Here is a 19,374-nt window from a genome sequence, read left to right on the forward strand (position 1 = left end):
CAGTACGTACCGGGCTACGTCAGGTCGACCGACTTCCCGGTGGCGGCCGCATGGCCCGCTCGGTAACCGAATACCATTGCCGGGCCCAGCGTTCCACCAGCGCCCCCGTAGGCCCGCCCGGTCACCCCACCCATCGCATTGCCCGCGGCGAACAGGCCCGGTATCGGCTCGCCACTGACATGCAGAACGCGGGCATCGTGATCAGTGCGCGGGCCGCCCTTGGTGCCCATCGCACCGATGCTCACCGGCACCGCGTAGAACGGGGCGGTATCGATCGGGCCCAGTGTCTTACCGGCCGGTGTGGTCGCGCTGTCATCGCCCCAGTAGCCGTCGTAGGCGCTGGCCCCGCGGCCGAAGTCGGGGTCCGCGCCGACGGCCACGTGACGGTTCCAGCTCTCGACCGTGCGGGTCAGGCCGTCGGCCTCGATACCGGTCTTGGCGGCCAACTCGGTGAGGCTCGCCGATTCGCAGAACCAGTCCGGGACGGGTTGTCCCGGTTCGATGCCAAGAAACCCGTACCGCTGCAGATGAATCGAGTCGAACACCATCCATCCGCGATCGTTGACGTAGCCGCCGCGAGGATCGAGGTAATGGAAGGCGCCGGCCATTGAGTTGTAATCGCATGCCTCGTTGACGAAGCGCCGGCCCGCCGAGTTGACGATGATGCTGCGCGGCCGTGTTCGCTCCAGCCGCACGCTGCGGCTGCGCGGCTTGCCCTCGATTGTGTCGCCCGGGATTTGCACGATCGGCACCCACCAGGCCTCGCCCATGTTGGCCAGGTCGGCCCCGTGCTCCATCGCCATGCGCAAGCCGTCGCCGGTGTTGTTGGGCGGCGAGACCGCGCCGTGCATGGGGCCGCGCAGAAAGGCTTGTGTCAGAGCGGGATCCCACTCGAAGCCGCCGGTGCCCAGGATGACCCCGTGCCGGGCGCGAACACTGATCGTCTGATCCGGCAAGGCCACGCGCACCCCGGTGATTTCGCCGTCTTCGGCGATGAGGCCTTCGGCCCGGGCGTTGGTGTGTGGGGTCACCCCGGCATCCAGCAGGCCCTTGAGCAGGCCCGCGATCAGCGCGGTGCCGGCGACGCACAGATGGCTGGTTCGTTCGTCGATCGCCGCGTGCAAACGCGCCCTGGTCTCGGCGTCGAAGCCGACGTTGGACCAGTCGGCTGGGAAAGACGTTATCTGCGTTGACCATTCGCCAAGTTGGGCCAGGTCGAAGGGGGCCGCGCTGAGCGACCTGCCGCCGCCCGGCTGCCCTCCCGGCAATTCGGGACGGTAGTCGGGGAATCCGGTCGCGATCTCGAACTGAAGACCGCTGTGTGCCTCGATGAAATCGAGCATCGCCGGCCCGGTGCGCACGAACGTCTCCACCAGCTCGTCGTCCATCGATCCGAGCGACTGGGCACGCAGGTACCGCAGCGCGTCGGCGGGCGTCAATTCGCCGTCGGGAGAACGGTTATGGGCGGGGATCCACACGATGCCGCCGGACACGGCGGTGGTGCCGCCGACCGTTGGGGCCTTCTCGTAGACCTCAACGGAGGCGCCCGTGACGGCCGCGGTCAGTGCGGCGGTGAGGCCGGCGCCGCCACTGCCGAGCACGACGACGTCGACTTCGTGGTCCCATGACATGGACTGCAATCCCTTCAGCTCAGTAGCTCCGACAACTGCTTGGCGGCCTTGACGACCGCATCTTTCCCGCGCATCACGACGTCTTCCCGGTGCGAGATGAGGTTGATGCACGTTGGGGGGGACGGCACCGGCCGGCGCACCCCCACGGCCAGGCCGTAGGTATTAGGTTCGATCTCACCGTAGGTCGTCACCCAACCACGTTCGCGCGCACGGGAAACCAGCTCTCGTTCCCCCGGGCGTGGAGGCATGCAAGCGAGCAGGGCGATCCCGGCGGCGCCGCGGTCCAGCGGGTAGCGGCTGCCTTCGTGGAAGGAAAGCTGGTAGGCGACGTGGCTGGGCACGATGACCGCGATCGCCACCTGCTGGTCGCCTTCGGCGATGAGCAGGGACACGGTGGTGCCGAGCTCATCGGCCAGCGCGCGCAGCGTCGGCAGACTCACTTGCCGCACGTTGCGGTCGAACGAAGCACCGAGCACGGCCAGGCCCGCGGCCGGCCGGTAGCGGCCGTCCTCACCCTTGGCCACCAGCCGGAACTCGGCCAACGTCGTCAGTAGCCGATAGGCGATAGTGCGGTGCACCCCCACCTGATCGGCGAGCTGTTGCACCGTGAGTCCGCCGGGGGAGTCCGCCACCATCTGCAGCGCGCTCAGTCCCCTGGCCAGGGTCTGCGAACCGGTACCGGACCCCGTCACAGCCTTGACAGACCTTCCCACGAGAGCGAAGCTCTATATATAACGCACATTAGTGTGCGATATTAGCACACAAGGTAAGCCGAAAACGAGAACGAGATTTCCCCGATCTGGAGGCCGGACAGCACCGTGGCGGAGTTCGAGAGCATCTGGAGCGATCTCCAGGGCGTCGCGTTTGAGCAGGGCTACCTCGACGCCGGAGGAATACGGACCCGCTACCTGCGTGCCGGTGATCCGGGCAAGCCGGTGCTGATGCTGCTGCACGGGTCCGGTGGCCACGCCGAGGCCTACGTCCGCAATTTGGGCGCGCACGCCGAGCATTTCTGGACCTGGTCGATCGACATGCTGGGCCACGGATACACCGACAAGCCGGGTCATCCGCTGGAAGTCGCGCACTATGTCGAGCACCTGATGGCGGTGCTGCGCACCATGGGCGTGGACCGCGCCTGCATCAGCGGCGAGTCGCTCGGGGGCTGGGTGGCCGCCCGTACCGCGGTCGACCATCCCGATGTGGTTGAGCGGTTGGTGCTTAACACCGCCGGCGGTTCACAGGCCGATCCCGTGGTGATGCAACGGATCATCACGCTGTCCATGGCCGCCGCCGAGAACCCGACCTGGGAGACGGTGCAAGCGCGCATCAAATGGTTGATGGCCGACAAGGCGAAGGACTACGACGACCTGGTGGCCAGCCGCCAACGGGTTTATCGCCAACCGGGATTCGTCTCCGCGATGAGCGACATCATGGCGTTGCAGGATCCGGAGATCCGCGCGCGCAACATCCTCGGACCGGACGAATACGGGTCGATCATCGCCCCGACGCTGGTGCTGTGGACCAGTGACGACCCCACCGCCGACGTGACGGAGGGACGTCGCATGGCGTCGATGATTCCGGGCGCGCGCTTCGAGGTGATGCCCGGTTGCGGCCACTGGCCGCAGTACGAGGACCCCAAGACGTTTAATCAGTTGCATCTCGACTTCCTGTTGGGCCGGTGATGGTCGCCCCGGGGCAGGAGGTACCTGACATCGAGACCGACGTGCTCGTGGTGGGCGCGGGACCGGTCGGCTTGACGCTCGCCAACATCCTTGGCCTGCAGGGCATCCGGACGATGGTGGTCGACGAGCGGGACAGCCTCATCGACTACCCCCGCGGAGTCGGCCTGGATGACGAGGCGCTGCGGACCTTCCAGTCGATCGGGCTGGCCGAGCGGGTGCTGCCGCACACCGTGCCCAACCAGATTCTTCGGTTCGTCGACGCCAAGCGTCGCGTGCTCGCCGAAATGGCGCCGCCGGACGCACGTTTCGGGTGGCCGAAGCGAAATGGCTTCGTGCAACCGCTCGTGGACGCCGAATTGCTGGCCGGGCTGGGGCGATTCGAACACGTCCAGGTGCGGTGGGGACGCCCGATGACGGCATGCCAGGAAAGCGCCGACGGGGTGAGCGTCGAACTCGGTGGCGCCGACAACGACGGTGACACCTCACGCGTGCGGGCCCGCTACGTGATCGGGTGCGACGGCGGCCGCAGCATGACCCGCCGGGTGATGGGTGTGTCGTTCGACGGAACCACGTCGCCGACCCGGTGGCTGGTGGTCGACATCGCGAACGACCCGCTCGGGCACCCGAACAGTGAGGTGGGCGCCGACCCCGAACGCCCATATGCCTCGATCTCGATCGCCCATGGAATCCGCCGCTTCGAATTCATGATTCACGCCGACGAAACCGATGAGCAGGCCGAAGATCCCGCGTTCCTGACGCAGATGCTGGCCCGGATGGTGCCCCACCCCGAGCGAGTCGACGTGATCCGGCGCCGGGTGTACACCCACCACTCGCGGATCGCCGGGGCGTTCCGCCAGGGCCGGCTGCTGCTGGCCGGCGATGCCGCCCACCTGATGCCGGTGTGGCAGGGCCAGGGATACAACAGCGGGATCCGCGACGCGGCGAACCTGGGCTGGAAGCTCGCCGCGGTGGTGACTGGGCGGGCCGACGACAAGCTGCTGGACACCTATGACGTGGAACGCCGCAAGCACGCTCGCGCGATGATCGACCTGTCCACCATGGTGGGCCGGGTGATCTCGCCGACCAACCGCCGCGTGGCGACCGCGCGTGATCTGTTGGTCCGCTCGGCGTCAATTGTCCCGTCGCTCAAGCGATATGTGCTGGAGATGCGGTTCAAGCCGATGCCGCGCTATGAACACGGCGCCGTCGTACACGCCTCGCCGGGCAGCACCGATTCGCCGGTGGGAACTCTGTTCATCCAGCCCCGCGTCGACACCCGGGACCAGCAGAACGTGTTGCTCGACGACGTACTCGGTTCCTGGTTCGCCGTGCTGTGCTGGAACAACAACCCACGCAAGATTCTCGGCGATGTGGCGTTCGCGAACTGGAAAGCCGTGGGCGCCCGGTTCTTTGCACTCCGGCCGGCGACCCAACTGCACTGGACCGGACACGACGACCCCGATGTCGTGGTCGTGGGTGACCGGCACGGCGGCCTCAAATCCTGGTTCGACACCCACGCCGACTCGGTGCTGTTCCTGCGCCCGGACCGGTGCATCGCTGGTGCCTGCATCGCTCAGCGCGCACCCGACCTGAGCGCCGCACTCCTCGACGCACTCACACTCACGCCGCGAGGGGGTGATTTGCAAAGTGGCACTGGCTCTGTGCTGTATGTCGCACAGCCCTCTCCTGAATCTTCCGGGGCCGTCGCAGGACCTGCTTGACGACATCGAAGGCGCGATCGCGGCAGCACGCGGCTTCGTCGAGAAGTATGACCCCGAACTGGTGGTCAGTTTCTCGCCGGATCATTACAACGGCTTCTTCTACAAGGTGATGCCACCCTTCTGCATCGGCACCAGCGCCTGCGGAGTCGGCGACTACGGCACCCATGCCGGCCCGCTGAACGTGCCGGAAACGCTTGCGACCGAATGTGCGAAGGCGGTCCTCGACGCGGGCGTCGACGTCGCGGTGTCGGCCAGCATGGACGTGGACCACGGCACGGTCCAGCCGCTGGAAAAGCTCTTCGGTGACGCCACCGCCCGTCCCGTGATACCGATCTTCGTCAACGCCATCGGCGTTCCGCTGGGCCCGATGCATCGCTGCCGTGCGCTCGGCAGGGCCGTCGGCGGCTATCTGGCCACCCTGGACAAGCGAGTTCTGATCCTGGGATCGGGTGGGCTTTCGCACAGCCCGCCGGTGCCGACCCTGGCGACCGCGCCCGCGTCGGTGCTGGAGCGCATCGTGCAGGGCCGGCCGATGACGTCCGAGCAGCGGCAGGCCCGGCAAGCCGCCGTCATCGACGCGGCCAAGAGTTTCGCCGCCGGCGACAGCGCGCTGCAGGCGCTCAACCCGACGTGGGACCACCGATTCCTGGAGATCATCGACGGAGGATGGCTGAGCGAATTGGACGGGTGGTCGAATTCTTTTGTCGCCCATGAGGGCGGCAGCTCCGCGCAGGAGATCCGCACCTGGGTGGCGGCATTCGGGGCGCTGGAAGCGGCCGGGCCCTACGAGACCATCGAGCGCTACTACAAGCCCGCACCCGAACTGATTGCCGGTTTCGCCATCAGAACGGCACTTCCGAAATGACGGCGGCACTGGACGGTTTCGATCACGTTGTCGACGTGCTCATCGTCGGGTCCGGCGGTGGCGGCATGACGGCCGCGCTGACGGCGCAGGCCGCCGGGCTTGACGCACTGGTGATCGAAAAGTCGTCCCACTTCGGCGGTTCCACCGCTTTGTCCGGTGGCGGCATCTGGGTGCCCGGGGCTCCCGCGCAGCGGCGGGAGGGCTATGTGCCCTCGCCCGAAGCCGTTGTGGGCTACCTCAAGCTGATCACGGACGGATTGGTCAGCGAAGCCCGGCTGCGGCAATACGTCGAGAGCGCGCCGCAAATGCTGCAGTTCTTGGAGCAGCTGTCCGGATGGTTCGAATTCGTCTGGAAGCCCGGCTACGCCGACTACTACCCCGAACTGCCCGGCGGCTCCGAGCTCGGCAGCACGATCAACGTGCCCGCGATCGATTTGCGGAAGTTGGGTCCCGACGAGCAGAAGCTGCTCGCGCCCCTGGCTCTGGCGCCGAAGGGAATCTGGTTGGGACCAAAGGACCTGCGCACGTTCTATCGGATCAGGCAGTCGTGGGCGGGCAAGGGCGTGCTGCTCAAGTTGATTGCGCGAATGGTCCGGGCGAGGGTGTTCGGGGAGCGGATGGCCGCGATCGGACAGTCACTGGCGGCCCGGCTCCGGCTGGCATTGCGGGAACGCGGCATCCCGCTCTGGCTGGACTCGCCGATGGTGCAGCTGCTCACCGACGTCGACGGGTCGGTCACCGGCGCGGTGGTGGAGCGCGAGGGCAAGGAGCAGCGGATCGGTGCGCGGCTGGGCGTCATCCTGGCGTCCGGCGGATTCGACCACGACCTGGCCTGGCGCAAAGAGCTTCTGCCCGAGGTGGACCAGGACTGGAGCTTCGGCAATCCCGCGGCGATGGGTGACGGCATCCGCGCCGGCCAAAAGGTGGGCGCTGCAACGGATCTGCTTGACGAGGCCTGGTGGTTTCCGGCGATCCAGTGGCCGGACGGCCGTATGCAATTCATGCTCAACGAACGGATGATGCCGGCGCAGTTCATCGTCAACGGCGCCGGCAAGCGATTCATCAATGAGGCGGCTCCCTACATGGACCTCGGTCACGCCATGATCGAGGGCCAGCGATCCGGCGTCACGCACATCCCGTGCTGGCTGATCACCGACCACCGATCGTTCAACCGCTACGTCGTCGGGGGACACCTGCCGATACCCAGGATCCCGGGGGCGCCGGTGCCCACCGGCCGCAAGATCCCGCCGGCCTGGCTGGAATCGGGCGTCGTCAAAGCGGCCACGACCTGGGACGAAATGGCGGCCAAGATCGGCGTGCCCGCGGACCAGCTCGCCGAAACCGCCCGCCGGTTCAACGAACTCGCCCGCAAGGGCCACGACGACGATTTCAACCGCGGCGACAGCGTGTACGACAACTACTACGGCGACCACACCCTGCCCAACCCGAACCTGTATCCGCTTGGTGATCCGCCGTACTACGCCTTCCGGATCGTTCTCGGGGACCTCGGCACCTCGGGCGGTCTGCTGACCGACGAACACGCCCGCGTGCTACGGGCCGACGGCAGCGCGGTGCCCGGCCTGTACGCGGTGGGTAACACGTCCGCCCCGGTGATGGGCCGCAGCTACGCCGGTGCCGGAGCGACCATCGGCCCAGCCATGACCTTCGGCTACGTCGCGGCGAAACACGTTGCGGCGCAAGCAGCCAACCGAGCCATTAATACTCATAGGAGGTAACGATGAAGATCTCGCTGTTCTACGAATTCGCACTGCCGCGGCCCTGGGCGCCCGACGACGAACACGTGATGCTGCAGGACTGTCTCAACGAGGTCGAGGCCGCCGACAAGGCAGGCTTCTCCACCGTGTGGCTGACCGAGCACCACTTCCTCGAGGAGTACTGCCACTCGACGGCACCGGAGATCTTCTTGGCCGCGGCCAGCCAGCGCACCAAGAACATTCGCCTGGGATTCGGCATCATGCACCTGCCGCCGGTGGTCAACCACCCCGCCCGGGTGGCCGAGCGCATCGCCACCCTCGACCTGCTGTCCAACGGCCGCGTCGAATTCGGTACCGGCGAGTCGTCGTCGGTCGGTGAACTCGGCGGATTCAACATCGACCCCGCCGACAAGCGCGCGCAGTGGGAAGAAGCCCTCGAGGTCTCGATCCGCTGCATGATCGAAGAGCCGTTCACCGGGTTCAACGGCGAACACGTCCAGATGCCCGCCCGCAACGTCGTTCCCAAGCCGCTGCAGAAGCCGCACCCTCCGGTCTGGGTCGCCTGCACGCGGCCGGCCAGCGTGCAGATGGCCGCCCAAAAGGCGATCGGCGCATTGAGTTTTGCCTACACCGGCCCAGGACCCCTCACCGAGCGGGTCAACGGTTACTACAAGGAGTTCGAGGAGAACGGCGTGCCGGTCACTCCCCGGATCAACCCGAACATCCTGGCCATCGGCGGGGACCTGTCCATGATGGTGGCCAAGACCGACGAGCAGGCGTTGCAGCGGCTCGGGCAGGGTGGCGGCTTCTTCTCGTTCGGCATCATGCACTACTACATGACCGGGGTACACACGCCGGGGCGCACCGGAGTCTGGAAGCGCTATCTGGAAGAGGTGGAGAAGGATCCGACGCTGGCGTACGGGCCCGGCCAGGGTGCCATCGGCTCTCCGGCCACGGTGCGCGAGTTCCTGCGCGGCTACGAAGAAAGCGGCGTCGACGAAATCATCTTGCTGCTCAACCCACGCAGTCACGAGGGCACCATGGAATCCATCGAGCTGATGGGCAAAGAGGTGCTTCCCGAATTCATCGAGCGGGACGCAAAGGCCGTGACGGAAAAGGCGAAACGGCTGGAGCCTGTCATCGAAAAGGTGGAGGCGCGCCGCCCGAAATCGACTGCACCACAATTCGACGAGAATTACTCGTTTGGTGGACTCCCGACCGGTCGCGGCGGTAAGTTCACCGCCAGCGAGATCCCCGAAGCCATGGCGGAGATCAACGAGGGTCGCGTGCAGGCGGCGCAGCGCGCAAAGGACCAGCAGAAGTAGCGCCGGACGGCATCTGAGTCGGGAGAATTTCGAGGCGAGCCTTGGGAGACATCGACGAGCTGTGGCGCTACGACGGCCGCCGGGCGGTGGTGACCGGATGTGCTTCCGGCATCGGCGAACACGTGGTGCGCCAGCTCATTGAGCTTGGTGCCGAGGTCATCGGGTTGGACAAACGGCGACCGGACTTCGCGATGGACGAGTTCCATGAGGTCGACCTGGCCGACCAAACGTCGATCGAGTCGGCGGTCGGCGCGGTGACGGGTCAGGTCGATGCACTGTTCAACGTTGCGGGCGTATCGTCCGGGATCGGCGATCCGCCACTCGTCGTGACCATCAACTTCCTGGGCATGCGCCACATCACCGAAGCGCTCATCCCCCAGATGGCCGCGGGATCGTCCATCGTGAGCGTGTCCTCGCTTGCGGCGGCCGCGTACCGCGAGCACCTGCAACAGGTGGCGCCGTTGCTCGACACCGCCGGCATGCGGGACGGCATCGATTGGTGCGAAAGCCATCCCGATGCGCTGGGCACCGGCTACCAACTGTCCAAGGAAGCGATCATCCTGTACACCATGCGCAGCGCAACGCCGCTGGGCGCGCGCGGAATCCGCATCAACTGCACCGGACCCGGGGTCACCGAGACGCCGATCCTGGACCAGCTGCGCACGGCGTACGGACAGGGCTTCCTCGACGACATTCCCAAGCCGCTGGGCCGCGTCTCCGGTCCCGCCGAGCAGGCCGCGGTGCTGCTCTTCCTGAATAGCAATGCCGCCAGCTATATTTCGGGCCAGATTCTGTGGGTCGACGGCGGAAACGTGGGCGCAGCGATCGCTCGCGAACTCGAGGAAGGGCGTGCTCCGTGGCCACTGTGACCGACTTCCGCCGGGTCGCTCGCGAAGTCAGCAACTGGGGCCGGTGGGGTGATGACGACGAACTGGGCACGCTGAACTTCATCACCGAGGAAAAGGTCAGTCAGGCCGCGAGTCTGGTCCGGCATGGCAAAGTGTTTCCGCTCGGAGTGGACTTCGGTTCGTCGGGGCCACAGGGCGCCTTCGGTTTTCGGCACAACCCCATGCTTCTTATGACCGTGGACGGCGGGGATGCGAGCTCGCTTCCCCAGTACGGTCCCGGGTGGACGCAGAACCCGACGGCAACGCAGCTGGGTAACTACTTCGTCGACAACCTGTTTCGGTTCAACGAGGACATGATCATCATGCCGCTACAGGCGGCCACCCAGTGGGATGCGCTGTCGCACGTCTACTACGAAGGCAAACTCTATAACGGCTTCCCGTCGAATTCCGTGACGAGTATGGGCGCCTACCACTGCAGCATCGACAAGGTTGATGTCAAAGGCATCACTTCGCGAGGCGTGCTGCTGGACCTCGTCCGCCACCGTAACGCGGAAGTCTTCCTCGAACAGGGTAAACCGATCACCCCGCAGGAACTCGATGACGTCGTGCGCGCGCAGGACGTGACGATCGAGAGCGGCGACATCGTGCTGATCCGCACCGGCTGGTGGACAAGGTTCCTGCAGACGGGCAACAAGACGGAGCCATTCTCCGGTCTGCACTGGCGTTGTGCCTCGTGGCTGCACGACCATGACGTCGCGGCGGTCGCCTCCGACAATCTCCAGGTCGAGGACCTGGTGATCGATGTCGAGGGCGCATTTTTGCCCATGCACCTGCTGTGCTTGCGCGATATGGGGCTCATGCTGGGTGAGTACTGGGATCTGACCGCACTGGCGGCCGACTGCGCCGCCGACGGCGTCTACGAGTTTCAACTCATCGCACCACCGCTGAGATTCGTTGGGGCAGTGGGCTCACCGGTGAACCCGATCGCGATCAAATGATGCAGCGCAAAACCCTGTCGGTTGACGGCCTGGCGACGAGTTATCTGGAAGCCGGCGACGGCCAACCCGTGGTATTGCTGCACGGGGGTGAGTTCGGCGCCGGCGCCGAACTCGGCTGGGAACGCAACATCGCCGCGCTCGCCGGGCGGTATCGAGTCCTGGCGCCCGACCAGTTGGGCTTCGGGGAGTCCGCCAAGGTCATCGACTTCGTCGACGGCCGCGGGATGCGGATCCGGCATGTGGCGCGCTTTTGCGAACTGCTCGGCGTCGACTCGGCGCACTTCGTGGGCAATTCGATGGGCGCCATCAATCTGCTGACCGACGCCACGTCGGACACACCGCTACTCCCGGTGCGCAGCTTGGCGATCATCTGCGGCGGTGGCGAGATCCAGCAGAACGAGCATTTCGAGGCGCTGCAGAACTACGACGCGACGTTGCCCGCGATGCGCCGCATCGTCAAAGCGCTGTTCTTCGACTCCGGCTATCCCGCCGACGACGACTATGTGCGCCGCCGATACGAGTCGAGCACCGCACCGGGAGCATGGGAAGCCGTCGCCGCGGCCAGGTTCCGCCGCCCCGGCGCCACACCGTCCGCAACCCCTCCAACCAGCCGAGCCTACGAACGCATCGGCGTGCCAACGCTTGTCGTCGAAGGGGCGGGGGATAAGCTCCTTCCGACCGACTGGGCCGCCGAGATCGCCAAGCAGATCGATGGGGCTCGCTCCGTTGTAGTCGACAGGGCTGGGCACTGCCCCCAGATCGAGCAGTCGTCGGTGGTCAACGACTTGCTGCTGGATTTTTTGGGCGCACTCTGAACGTCAGAAGACGTAATCCAGGCGGGTCATCATTCCGGCCGCCTGGTGATAGGTGTTGTGGCAGTGCATCACCCAGGTTCCGGGGTTATCGGCAACGAGGACGGCGAGAAGCCTTTGCCTGGGCAGCACCACCACGGTGTCCTTACGAGGACCCGGGCTTCCGTCGGCCCTGATCACCTGGAAAGTGTGACCATGCAGGTGAATTGGGTGATACATCATGGTGGCGTTGTCGAACGTGATGGTGGGCCGTTGGCCCTGCTGGACGTGCAGCGGATTCGTCTTGCCGTAGGGCTCACCGTTGATCGTCCAGTTGTATTGCATCATGTTGCCGCCCAGGACCACGGGGAGATTGAGGCTGGGATCGGGGCGTCCAAGGTTGACCGGCGTTGTGGCCGTGAACATCTCGACGGTGCCCACCCGCTTGGTGAGTTCGCCCGGCTGGAATTGCGGGTCGGGGGCGCTGCCCGAAGCCGTCGACAACAATGCGCGGGCCAGGCCGTTCTTGCCTTCGGCGACGGCGACCAGTGGGAAGACACCGTCCGAGGCGGTCACGCTGACGTCGTAGCGTTCGGCCATTCCGATGAGCAGCGCGTCGACTTGCGTGGGCACCACGGGGTAGCCGTCGGTGTGAGTCACCGTCATCGCGTGGCCGCCGAGTGCGACCCGGAAGGCGGTGTCGGAGGCGGTGTTGATGAAGCGGATCCGGATGCGTTGACCCGGATTGGCATTAAACGTCGTGGGGGAAGCGGGGATTCGCCCGTTGATCAGATAGTACGGGTAGGCGATATCTCCGGCGTCGCCACCGAGCAGGTCGCTGGTGCCGACACGAGCCGCCGCGGGCGGCGGTGGGCTTGTCGAGGTGGTCGGGCTGGTCGACGTCGTTTCGGACGATGTCTCGGTTGTCGACGTCGTCTCGGTCGTCGTTTCGGGCGTGGTCTGCGGAGGCTTGTTCGGGTTGCTCAGTTCGCTGTAGAGCTGCTGCGGGCTCTTCCCGACGCCGTCGGTCCAATCGTCAAGGACGACGATCCATTCGGCGTCGTAGTTGCCCTCGGTCGGGTCGTCGACGATGACCGGCAGATAGAGACCGGTGTCCTCGTCCAGGCCGGTGTGCGGGTGCGCCCAGTAGGTGCCCGAATTCGGCACGGAGAACCGGTAGGTGAAGTCGTGGCCGGCCGCGATGTTGGGTGTGGCGGGCTCGGCGCCGTCCATATCGTTGCGCAGCGCGATGCCGTGCCAATGCACCGACGTCGGATGATCGAGCCGGTTCGCCACAGTCACCTCGACCTCGTCACCGATGCGGGCCCGGATCGCCGGGCCCGGGATGCTGTTGCCGTAGGCCAGCGTGCGCACGACCGGCCCACCCAGGTCGACCTCGACTTGCTGGGGGGTGAGCATGGCGGTGACGGTGCGGCCGCTATGCGGACGGGCGGCCTCGGTTTCGGCGATGGCGGCGGTCAACCGTGCATTGCCCGTCGGCTCCGGTTTGGATTGGCTGCACGCCGTCAGCGCCAATCCACCGGCGATGCCTGCGGCCATGAAACCGCGTCTGGTGAGCCGAGTTCTGTCGACAGGGACACCGCTTATGGGCTGCACGGGCGATCGGTGCTCCTCGTCTTTGGCTCACGCTGACGTTCTCGTGCTTGGATGCTAGGCGGAGCGCAACCGCGAGCGCTAGACCCTCCGATGATCGCGCGAAGGCATACCCCCGGGGACGGTGACAGTACGCAATCACTTCAATGTGATTCCGCGTAAACGTATCTGGGGACAGCGAGCGATACTCGATGGTGCCACTCGCGCACTTGTGGACCTACTGGGCGCCGCTCGCTGCCTGCGCGGCCATCCAGTCGCTGAACGTGGTGGGGTAGACGGCCACTTCTTCGTCGTCGGTGGGAACGATGCTGCGGTCGTCGAGCACCGCACCGTAATAGCGGGCATCGTTATCTGTCACCACGGTGCGCGCATCACCGGTGGCCGCAAACCGCGTGCGGATGAAGTCGTCCATCCCATGCTTTTCGGGACCGGCGATGTTGATCACCGCGTTGACCGGATCGCTTGTCGCCGCGCGGGTGACCGCCAGGGCAACATCCGCAGCGGCGATCGGCTGGAACGCCCCGTGCGGGGCGCGGACGGTGTCGCCCTGGGCGAACGAATCAGCAATGCCGTCAACGAATTCGAAGAACTGGGTTGCCCGCACGATCGAATACGGCTGTCCCGATTCCACGATCACTTTTTCCTGTGCAACCTTGGCTCGCATGTAGCCACTCTCAGCTGCCCGGTCGGCGCCCACGATCGACAGGGCGACGTGATGCTGTACGCCCGCGGCCCGCTCCGCGTCCAGCAGGTTGCGGGAAGACGTGGTGAAGAAGTTCAGGACATCGTCGTCGGCCCAGGACGGCGAGTTGGACACGTCGACGACCGTGTGGACTCCCGCGACGGCGTCGGCGACACCTTCACCGGTCACGGCATTGACGCCCGTGCTCGGCGACGCCGGGACCGCCTCGTGTCCCAGCTCGGTGAGCCTGGCGACGACCTGTGACCCGATCAGCCCGCTGCCACCTATTACCAACACCTTCATGATCACGCCTTTCCCGTTTCCCGACGAACTGGCCTTCCCAAGCATGGCGCAGACCTCGGCGGGCGGGAACCCCGGAAGATCCGCGGTCATGCCGCATACGGGACACCCGTCTGCCGCCGCATTAAATCAGTTGCTTGACTTAACGCGCCATGCGCCGATTAACTCGTCGTGTGGTTAATGAATTGGATGGCAAGGTCGCCATCGTCACCGGCGGGTCCTCGGGCCTCGGTCGCGGCCTTGCGGAGCGGTTTGTGGCCGAGGGCGCGAAGGTGGTCATCGCCGACGTCGAGACCGACCGAGGGGAGACTCTGGCAAAATCGCTCGGTGTCAACGCCGTCTTCCGCCAGACCGACGTCTCGGATCCCGAACAGGTGGCAGCCCTGGTGGGCGGTGCGGTCGAGAAGTTCGGCGGTCTGCACGTCATGGTAAACAACGCCGGCATCTCGAGCCCGCTGCGCATGCTGCTTGACGACGACCTCAGCGATTTTCACCGCGTGATGGGAGTCAACGTGCTGGGCGTGATGGCGGGTACCCGAGATGCCGCGCGGCACATGGTCGAACACGGCGGCGGGTCGATCATCAACATCACCTCGATCGGCGGCATTCAGGCCGGCGGTGGTGTGATGATCTACCGCGCATCCAAAGCGGCCGTCATTCAATTCACCAAGGCCGCCGCAATTGAGTTGGCGCAACACGAGATTCGGGTCAACGCCATCGCCCCCGGCAACATCCCCACCCCGATCCTGGGGAAGTCGGGGGCCGGCATGGACCCCGAGCAACTGAAGCAGTTCGAGGCGCGGATCCGCGAGACGATGCGGGAGGATCGGCCGCTCAAGCGTGAGGGCACGCCCGACGACGTCGCCGAGGCGGCCCTGTATTTCGCCACCGACCGCTCGCGCTATGTCACCGGCACCGTGCTGCCGGTCGACGGTGGGACCGTGGCGGGCAAGCCGATTCGATCCAAGAAGCGCGACGGATGACCGAACTGCTCGATAGTGGCACTGCGGTCACGTTCGAGCCGCTGCGCGGACCGGACGTCCGTCGGCGTTGCGGCTGATGAGGCCCTTGTCCGCGAAGGCGGACAGCCAGCCATCCATCGGCCACCATCCCCAACGTCGATGGAAGATCGCGGCGTTGCGCAATATGTCGTCCAGGTGGTCTACGGGGGGGTCGGTGACCGCGTGGTACTGGTGGAATGCGTGTGCCCCACCAACCCACCGCATCGGAACTCGTCGCGCCGCCGCGCATTGCCCGAAGTCGGTGTCCTCCGCGCCGTAGCCGCGGTACAGCTCACAGAATCCGCCGATTCGCTGCCAGGTGGCGGCTTTCACCGCGAACGACAGCGACCAGAACAGTGCGTAGTCCGTCGTGGAAACGACGGCGCCGTCTTGCGGCGCGGGCCGGGCGCGATGCGGTCGGGGTTTCGACCGCACCTTCGAGATCACGTAGCCGCCCGGGCCGGGGGGTGGCAAATAGGTGACAGGCCCGTTCAGGATCGCGTCTTCGTGCTCGGATTCGCCTGCGACGCGGTGGTAGCGGTCGAGTAACTCCGTGCCGGGGATGCAGTCGACGTCGAGAAACACCAAGAGCTCTGCGGCATTTCGTACCGCCGTGGTCGCGCCCACGTTGCGCCCCATCGCCAACGGCAACGGGTGGGAGGCCGGGTAGTCAACCACCGTCGCCGACGCGCCAAGCTCAGCGACGGTGGCCGCGACGGTGGAGTCATCGAGCGCGACCACAATGTGCATGTCCGGCCGCAGCGTGCCGGAGGCCAGGCCTTCGAGCTGCCGGCGCAGGTGGGTGCCTCGGCGGTGAACAACCGTGATGACGGCGGTCCGCACTATGTGCCTGGCCTGCAACGACGGGCCGTCGACTCGATCGCTTCGGCGGCGCGGTTGGCGGCCCCATCCACTTCCCAGCGCCGCCACCGCTGGGGATCGGTCGCGGTCGCGGCAGTCAGCAACGCGGGCCACGCACGTGGATCAGGTATGCCTTCGACGACCACCGTAAGCCGGTGGCGCTTGAGCACCCGGGCCGTGGCCCGCTGCTCATCGAAGGGACGGGGTTGCGGGAAGACTGTTGCGGGCCGTCTCGCGGCGGCGACATCGGCAATACAACTCTGACCCCCGTGGGTTACCACTACATCCGCCTCGCGGATTTCGCGCCACGGATCATGCTTCCATGATCCGCCGCTACCGCCGAGCGTCGTCCATGAATGGACCGAATGTGCTGCGGCGCAGTCTTGTAGCGATGCGCCGAACGTGTCGCTGGCTCCGCTCAACACGAGTACCCGGGTCTCCTTCAACGGCTTGGCTGGTATCGACGATCCGGATCCGGCGTCACAGCCGTCGCGGCCCTCGAAACGGCTGATCCCACCGACGTAACTCGTTTTCTCGTCCCATTGCCGCAGCCATGACGGGACACACAATGCTCGCGGCCAGGCCGCCACGATGTGATCGGCGAGCCGGTGCACCAGCACGTGCGGGGCATCCACCCGGTTGCCGGGCAACGCCATGACGATCACCGGCACGCCGAGCAGCCGAATGAATACCGCCACCTCCACCGAGACATCAACCACGACGGCTTCGGGCCGCGCATCGGATACCCACCTGGCGATCTCATTCATCCGCGCACTGAACCCGGCGTCGTGATGGGGCGCCCAATGCAGCGCGCCGTGTGCGGTCGTCTCGCGCTGCGGTCCCGCGTCATCGCGCGGCAGCCTCACGACCATCGAAAACGGGTGTGGCTCGGGAACATCCAGTGACGTGAGGGCTGTCACCGGGCGGCGCATCCGGCCGCAGATGCTGATGGCCCGCGCCAGATGTCCGAAACCCTGGTGGTGAATGTAATACCCGATCATCTTGCCTGCCCGCGAAGTCGTCCATCATTTGTCGGTACATGTCGGTGTAGGCGGTCACCATCGAGTCCGCCGAGCAGTGCCGAATAGCGTGTTCGCGCACCTTCTTTCGTGACAGCGTTATCGCGGCGGGAATGGCGTCCGCCATCGCGGTGACGTCACCGGCAGCGACGAGCCGTCCCGACGAGGTGCTGATGAGCTCGGGTATACCCCCGAGGGCAAACGCCACAACGGGGGTGCCGCACGACATCGCTTCGGCGACGACAAGGCCGTAAGGCTCGTCCCAGGTCGGGGTGACAAGCGCCGCGGCGGCATGACCGACCAAGTGGGCCAGACGCTCATGGTCCAGATGGCCGGCATATCGAACACAACCGTGCAAATGAGGCTGGATATGGCCGAGGAAGTACTTGCGATCGGAGATCGGGCCGGCGAGTACCAAAGGCCTGCAAGCCCGTCGGGCCGCTTCGATTGCCAGATGGGGTGCCTTTTCCGGGGTGATCCGGCCAAACCACACCAGGGAAGCCCCGCCAGGGCCGAGGGGCCACTGGCCAGTGTGGATGCCGTTGGGAATCACCGTGATATCGCCGGTGAGGTTTTCCCACGCCGCCGCGGTGTGTTGGGAAACGGCCGCAAACCGGGTGCCTTGTCCAGTGCAGGCGCCGATCGCCGACTCGAGCCACGGGGTTGGCGGGGTGTGCACCGTGGTCAGCATCGGGGTGGACAGGGCCGACGCCATCGCCACCGGCAGGTAATGGAGGCTGTGGTTGTGAATGACGTCGAACTCTTGGCTGCCGGGCCCGGCGAGCCACAACATCAACGACAGGTACGCGTGATGATCGGCCATGAAGGCCGCTGCGGGCATTGATACGTCGCGGCGCGCCGCCTCGGACAAATCCAGCGGACGCACGTCGAGCTTCCGACATTTCAAGCCGGGATCCGAACCGGCTGCCGCGAACAGCGAAACCCGATGACCGCGAGATGCCAGCGCGCGGGTCAGGTGGCAGACATGTGCCTCGAGCCCCCCGGCGAACGGTTGCCGAATCGGGTAGCGAGTCGAGGCGATCAGCGCCACGCGCGGTCGTCCAGTCATCTCAAGATGCTGCGATAGATGGTGCGATGCGTGGACGCCAGCTTTCGTCGTTCGGCGAGCCGCGCCGCCCACCCGGCCCTCGGCGCGGGGCGGCCGGTAGCCCAGCGGGCATATGCCTGGTGGATCGCACGGCAAAGCGACGCTTCGTCGAAGCCCTCCTCGCCGAAGCCGAAGACACCGCAGGGACGTTGCTGGTGATAGAAGCCGCAGCTGGGCGCGACTACGGCGGTTCCGAGATCGTAGCTGGCTTCCAGCCATCCGGAATGGGTGCCGAACCGGTAGGGCAGCACAGACACCGTCAGCGACGCGAGGTATTCCCACAGTTCGGCGTCCGAGAAATACGGGTGCACTCGGACGTGGACGTGCTCGTGTGAGTCGTAGGCCAGCAGCGCCGCGCCGGCCTCCGGTGCGAACCAGTGATTATCGGGATCGAAGATCTCGTCGTGGACATCGACCTGCAGGATCGCGCCGGGCAGCGACTCCAAGATCGCCGTCAGTGCGTGGACGATGGGCAACGGGTCCATGTTGGCGCGCAGGCTCTTGGCGTGGAGGCCGACGACGAATCGCTCGCTACGGCTGCGCGCCTTCTCGATCCATTCCTTTTCGAGCACATGAGGATGCGGTAGTACCCTGGCCCGCCGTCCCCAATTGTCCCAAATCAGCTGTGCGGCACCCGGTGTCAGCGTTATGAGTTCATCGGCGGCGGAAATCAGGACGTCCTGTTGCGCGGTGTGGGCTTCGGGCTCCGGGTGGTGCGGATTACGCAAGTCGTGCACCGTGTAGACAAGGGGCTTGTCGTTCATCTTGAGCTCCTGGACGACTCCGGCCAAAACCTCGGGACCCACGGCGTCGAATCCGAAGTGGATGTGGAACACGTCGAATCGTGAGTGATTGTCGCTGACCCAGCCCGGCTCCAGCATCAGCGGCGGCCACCAGCCTCCCGGCACGGTACGGCCGTCCGCGGGAACCGGATCATCCAGACGCACAACACAATCCACGTCCGAATCACTGAGGTGGCGAACATAGACGTGTGACGCCGGCACCGAAGCGACGCGCAACAACTCGCCCTCTTCCTAAAACAGTGGGGCAGCCGCGCAACCTGGCGGCACTGTCCCGTCAATCGAGAACCAGAACCGTTCCTGCGGTCTGAAGAACAGTGCCAAGCTGCAGTACCCGCGATCCGCACGTCCAAACTGGGGGCCCGCGGCCATGCAGCGGTCAGCTTAAATCAATCACTTGACTTAAACTCTGC

The 19,374-nt window shown here is 65.8% G+C and carries 17 protein-coding genes; 9 read left to right on the forward strand and 8 right to left on the reverse strand.

Annotation, left to right across the window (positions count from 1 at the left end; all coding sequences use genetic code 11):
• Positions 1-14 precede the first annotated feature (14 nt).
• Both MTY59_RS13220 and MTY59_RS13225 read right to left on the reverse strand, forming a co-directional pair.
• Positions 15-1,631, reverse strand: a complete 1,617-nt coding sequence (locus MTY59_RS13220; protein WP_221046028.1) for an FAD-dependent oxidoreductase — start codon at positions 1,629-1,631, stop codon at positions 15-17.
• Positions 1,632-1,645: 14 nt separating this feature from the next.
• Positions 1,646-2,323, reverse strand: coding sequence for an IclR family transcriptional regulator (locus MTY59_RS13225; RefSeq protein WP_221046029.1), 678 nt, complete (start codon positions 2,321-2,323; stop codon positions 1,646-1,648).
• 126 nt (positions 2,324-2,449) lie between these two features.
• Here MTY59_RS13225 and MTY59_RS13230 point away from each other — a divergent pair, with 126 nt between their 5' ends.
• From MTY59_RS13230 to MTY59_RS13265, 8 genes are read left to right on the forward strand one after another with little or no spacing between them, the layout of a single operon-like run.
• Positions 2,450-3,313 (forward strand): alpha/beta fold hydrolase, encoded by an 864-nt coding sequence (locus MTY59_RS13230; RefSeq protein ID WP_221046030.1) that lies wholly within the window; start codon positions 2,450-2,452, stop codon positions 3,311-3,313.
• Positions 3,313-5,034, forward strand: a complete 1,722-nt coding sequence (locus MTY59_RS13235) for a bifunctional 3-(3-hydroxy-phenyl)propionate/3-hydroxycinnamic acid hydroxylase (protein WP_221046423.1) — start codon at positions 3,313-3,315, stop codon at positions 5,032-5,034. Before MTY59_RS13230 ends, MTY59_RS13235 begins: the two co-directional genes overlap by 1 nt.
• Entirely contained in the window at positions 4,982-5,899 is a 918-nt protein-coding gene (locus MTY59_RS13240) for a 3-carboxyethylcatechol 2,3-dioxygenase (RefSeq protein WP_250160821.1), read from the forward strand. The genes MTY59_RS13235 and MTY59_RS13240 overlap by 53 nt, the downstream gene beginning before the upstream one ends.
• An 8-nt stretch (positions 5,900-5,907) precedes the next feature.
• The gene (locus tag MTY59_RS13245) at positions 5,908-7,635 is read left to right on the forward strand and encodes an FAD-binding protein (protein ID WP_221046424.1); all 1,728 of its coding nucleotides are present in this window, start codon (positions 5,908-5,910) and stop codon (positions 7,633-7,635) included.
• A gap of 2 nt (positions 7,636-7,637) precedes the next feature.
• A complete protein-coding gene (locus MTY59_RS13250) occupies positions 7,638-8,939 on the forward strand; it encodes an LLM class flavin-dependent oxidoreductase (RefSeq protein ID WP_221046032.1) in 1,302 nt (433 codons plus the stop codon).
• Positions 8,940-8,980: 41 nt separating this feature from the next.
• Positions 8,981-9,808 (forward strand): coniferyl-alcohol dehydrogenase, encoded by an 828-nt coding sequence (locus MTY59_RS13255; RefSeq protein ID WP_221046033.1) that lies wholly within the window; start codon positions 8,981-8,983, stop codon positions 9,806-9,808.
• A complete protein-coding gene (locus MTY59_RS13260; protein ID WP_221046034.1) occupies positions 9,796-10,785 on the forward strand; it encodes a cyclase family protein in 990 nt (329 codons plus the stop codon). Before MTY59_RS13255 ends, MTY59_RS13260 begins: the two co-directional genes overlap by 13 nt.
• On the forward strand, positions 10,782-11,600 hold the full coding sequence (locus tag MTY59_RS13265; protein WP_221046035.1) for an alpha/beta fold hydrolase: 819 nt from the start codon (positions 10,782-10,784) through the stop codon (positions 11,598-11,600). The genes MTY59_RS13260 and MTY59_RS13265 overlap by 4 nt, the downstream gene beginning before the upstream one ends.
• 3 nt (positions 11,601-11,603) lie before the next feature.
• On the opposite strand, the gene MTY59_RS13270 is transcribed toward MTY59_RS13265, so the two are convergent.
• Together MTY59_RS13270 and MTY59_RS13275 are read right to left on the reverse strand one after the other, a co-directional pair.
• Entirely contained in the window at positions 11,604-13,136 is a 1,533-nt protein-coding gene (locus MTY59_RS13270; protein ID WP_250160822.1) for a multicopper oxidase family protein, read from the reverse strand.
• Positions 13,137-13,407: 271 nt separating this feature from the next.
• Entirely contained in the window at positions 13,408-14,175 is a 768-nt protein-coding gene (locus MTY59_RS13275; protein WP_221046425.1) for an SDR family oxidoreductase, read from the reverse strand.
• A 170-nt stretch (positions 14,176-14,345) separates the two neighbouring features.
• Between MTY59_RS13275 and MTY59_RS13280 the strand changes: the two genes are divergently transcribed.
• The gene (locus MTY59_RS13280; RefSeq protein ID WP_221046037.1) at positions 14,346-15,155 is read left to right on the forward strand and encodes an SDR family NAD(P)-dependent oxidoreductase; all 810 of its coding nucleotides are present in this window, start codon (positions 14,346-14,348) and stop codon (positions 15,153-15,155) included.
• Between the two features lie 27 nt (positions 15,156-15,182).
• Here the strand turns inward: MTY59_RS13280 and MTY59_RS13285 are convergent, their stop codons facing one another.
• The 4 genes from MTY59_RS13285 to MTY59_RS13300 are packed head-to-tail and all read right to left on the reverse strand — an operon-like array spanning position 15,183 to position 19,165.
• Entirely contained in the window at positions 15,183-16,016 is an 834-nt protein-coding gene (locus MTY59_RS13285) for a glycosyltransferase family 2 protein (protein ID WP_221046038.1), read from the reverse strand.
• The gene (locus tag MTY59_RS13290) at positions 16,016-16,900 is read right to left on the reverse strand and encodes a glycosyltransferase (protein WP_221046426.1); all 885 of its coding nucleotides are present in this window, start codon (positions 16,898-16,900) and stop codon (positions 16,016-16,018) included. The genes MTY59_RS13285 and MTY59_RS13290 overlap by 1 nt, the downstream gene beginning before the upstream one ends.
• Positions 16,881-18,122 (reverse strand): glycosyltransferase family 4 protein, encoded by a 1,242-nt coding sequence (locus tag MTY59_RS13295; RefSeq protein WP_221046039.1) that lies wholly within the window; start codon positions 18,120-18,122, stop codon positions 16,881-16,883. Before MTY59_RS13295 ends, MTY59_RS13290 begins: the two co-directional genes overlap by 20 nt.
• Entirely contained in the window at positions 18,119-19,165 is a 1,047-nt protein-coding gene (locus MTY59_RS13300; RefSeq protein ID WP_221046427.1) for a glycosyltransferase family protein, read from the reverse strand. Before MTY59_RS13300 ends, MTY59_RS13295 begins: the two co-directional genes overlap by 4 nt.
• Positions 19,166-19,374 lie beyond the last annotated feature (209 nt).

This window comes from Mycobacterium senriense (assembly GCF_019668465.1).
GTDB lineage: Bacteria > Actinomycetota > Actinomycetes > Mycobacteriales > Mycobacteriaceae > Mycobacterium > Mycobacterium senriense.

Bases quoted from the DNA above. Each gene is read 5' to 3' on its own strand.
- MTY59_RS13250 (WP_221046032.1), top strand. From the start codon at position 7,638: ATGAAGATCTCGCTGTTCTACGAATTCGCACTGCCGCGGCCCTGGGCG.
- MTY59_RS13295 (WP_221046039.1), bottom strand. From the start codon at position 18,122: ATGACTGGACGACCGCGCGTGGCGCTGATCGCCTCGACTCGCTACCCG.
- MTY59_RS13235 (WP_221046423.1), top strand. From the start codon at position 3,313: ATGGTCGCCCCGGGGCAGGAGGTACCTGACATCGAGACCGACGTGCTC.
- MTY59_RS13265 (WP_221046035.1), top strand. From the start codon at position 10,782: ATGATGCAGCGCAAAACCCTGTCGGTTGACGGCCTGGCGACGAGTTAT.
- MTY59_RS13240 (WP_250160821.1), top strand. From the start codon at position 4,982: ATGTCGCACAGCCCTCTCCTGAATCTTCCGGGGCCGTCGCAGGACCTG.
- MTY59_RS13270 (WP_250160822.1), bottom strand. From the start codon at position 13,136: ATGGCCGCAGGCATCGCCGGTGGATTGGCGCTGACGGCGTGCAGCCAA.
- MTY59_RS13220 (WP_221046028.1), bottom strand. From the start codon at position 1,631: ATGTCATGGGACCACGAAGTCGACGTCGTCGTGCTCGGCAGTGGCGGC.
- MTY59_RS13275 (WP_221046425.1), bottom strand. From the start codon at position 14,175: ATGAAGGTGTTGGTAATAGGTGGCAGCGGGCTGATCGGGTCACAGGTC.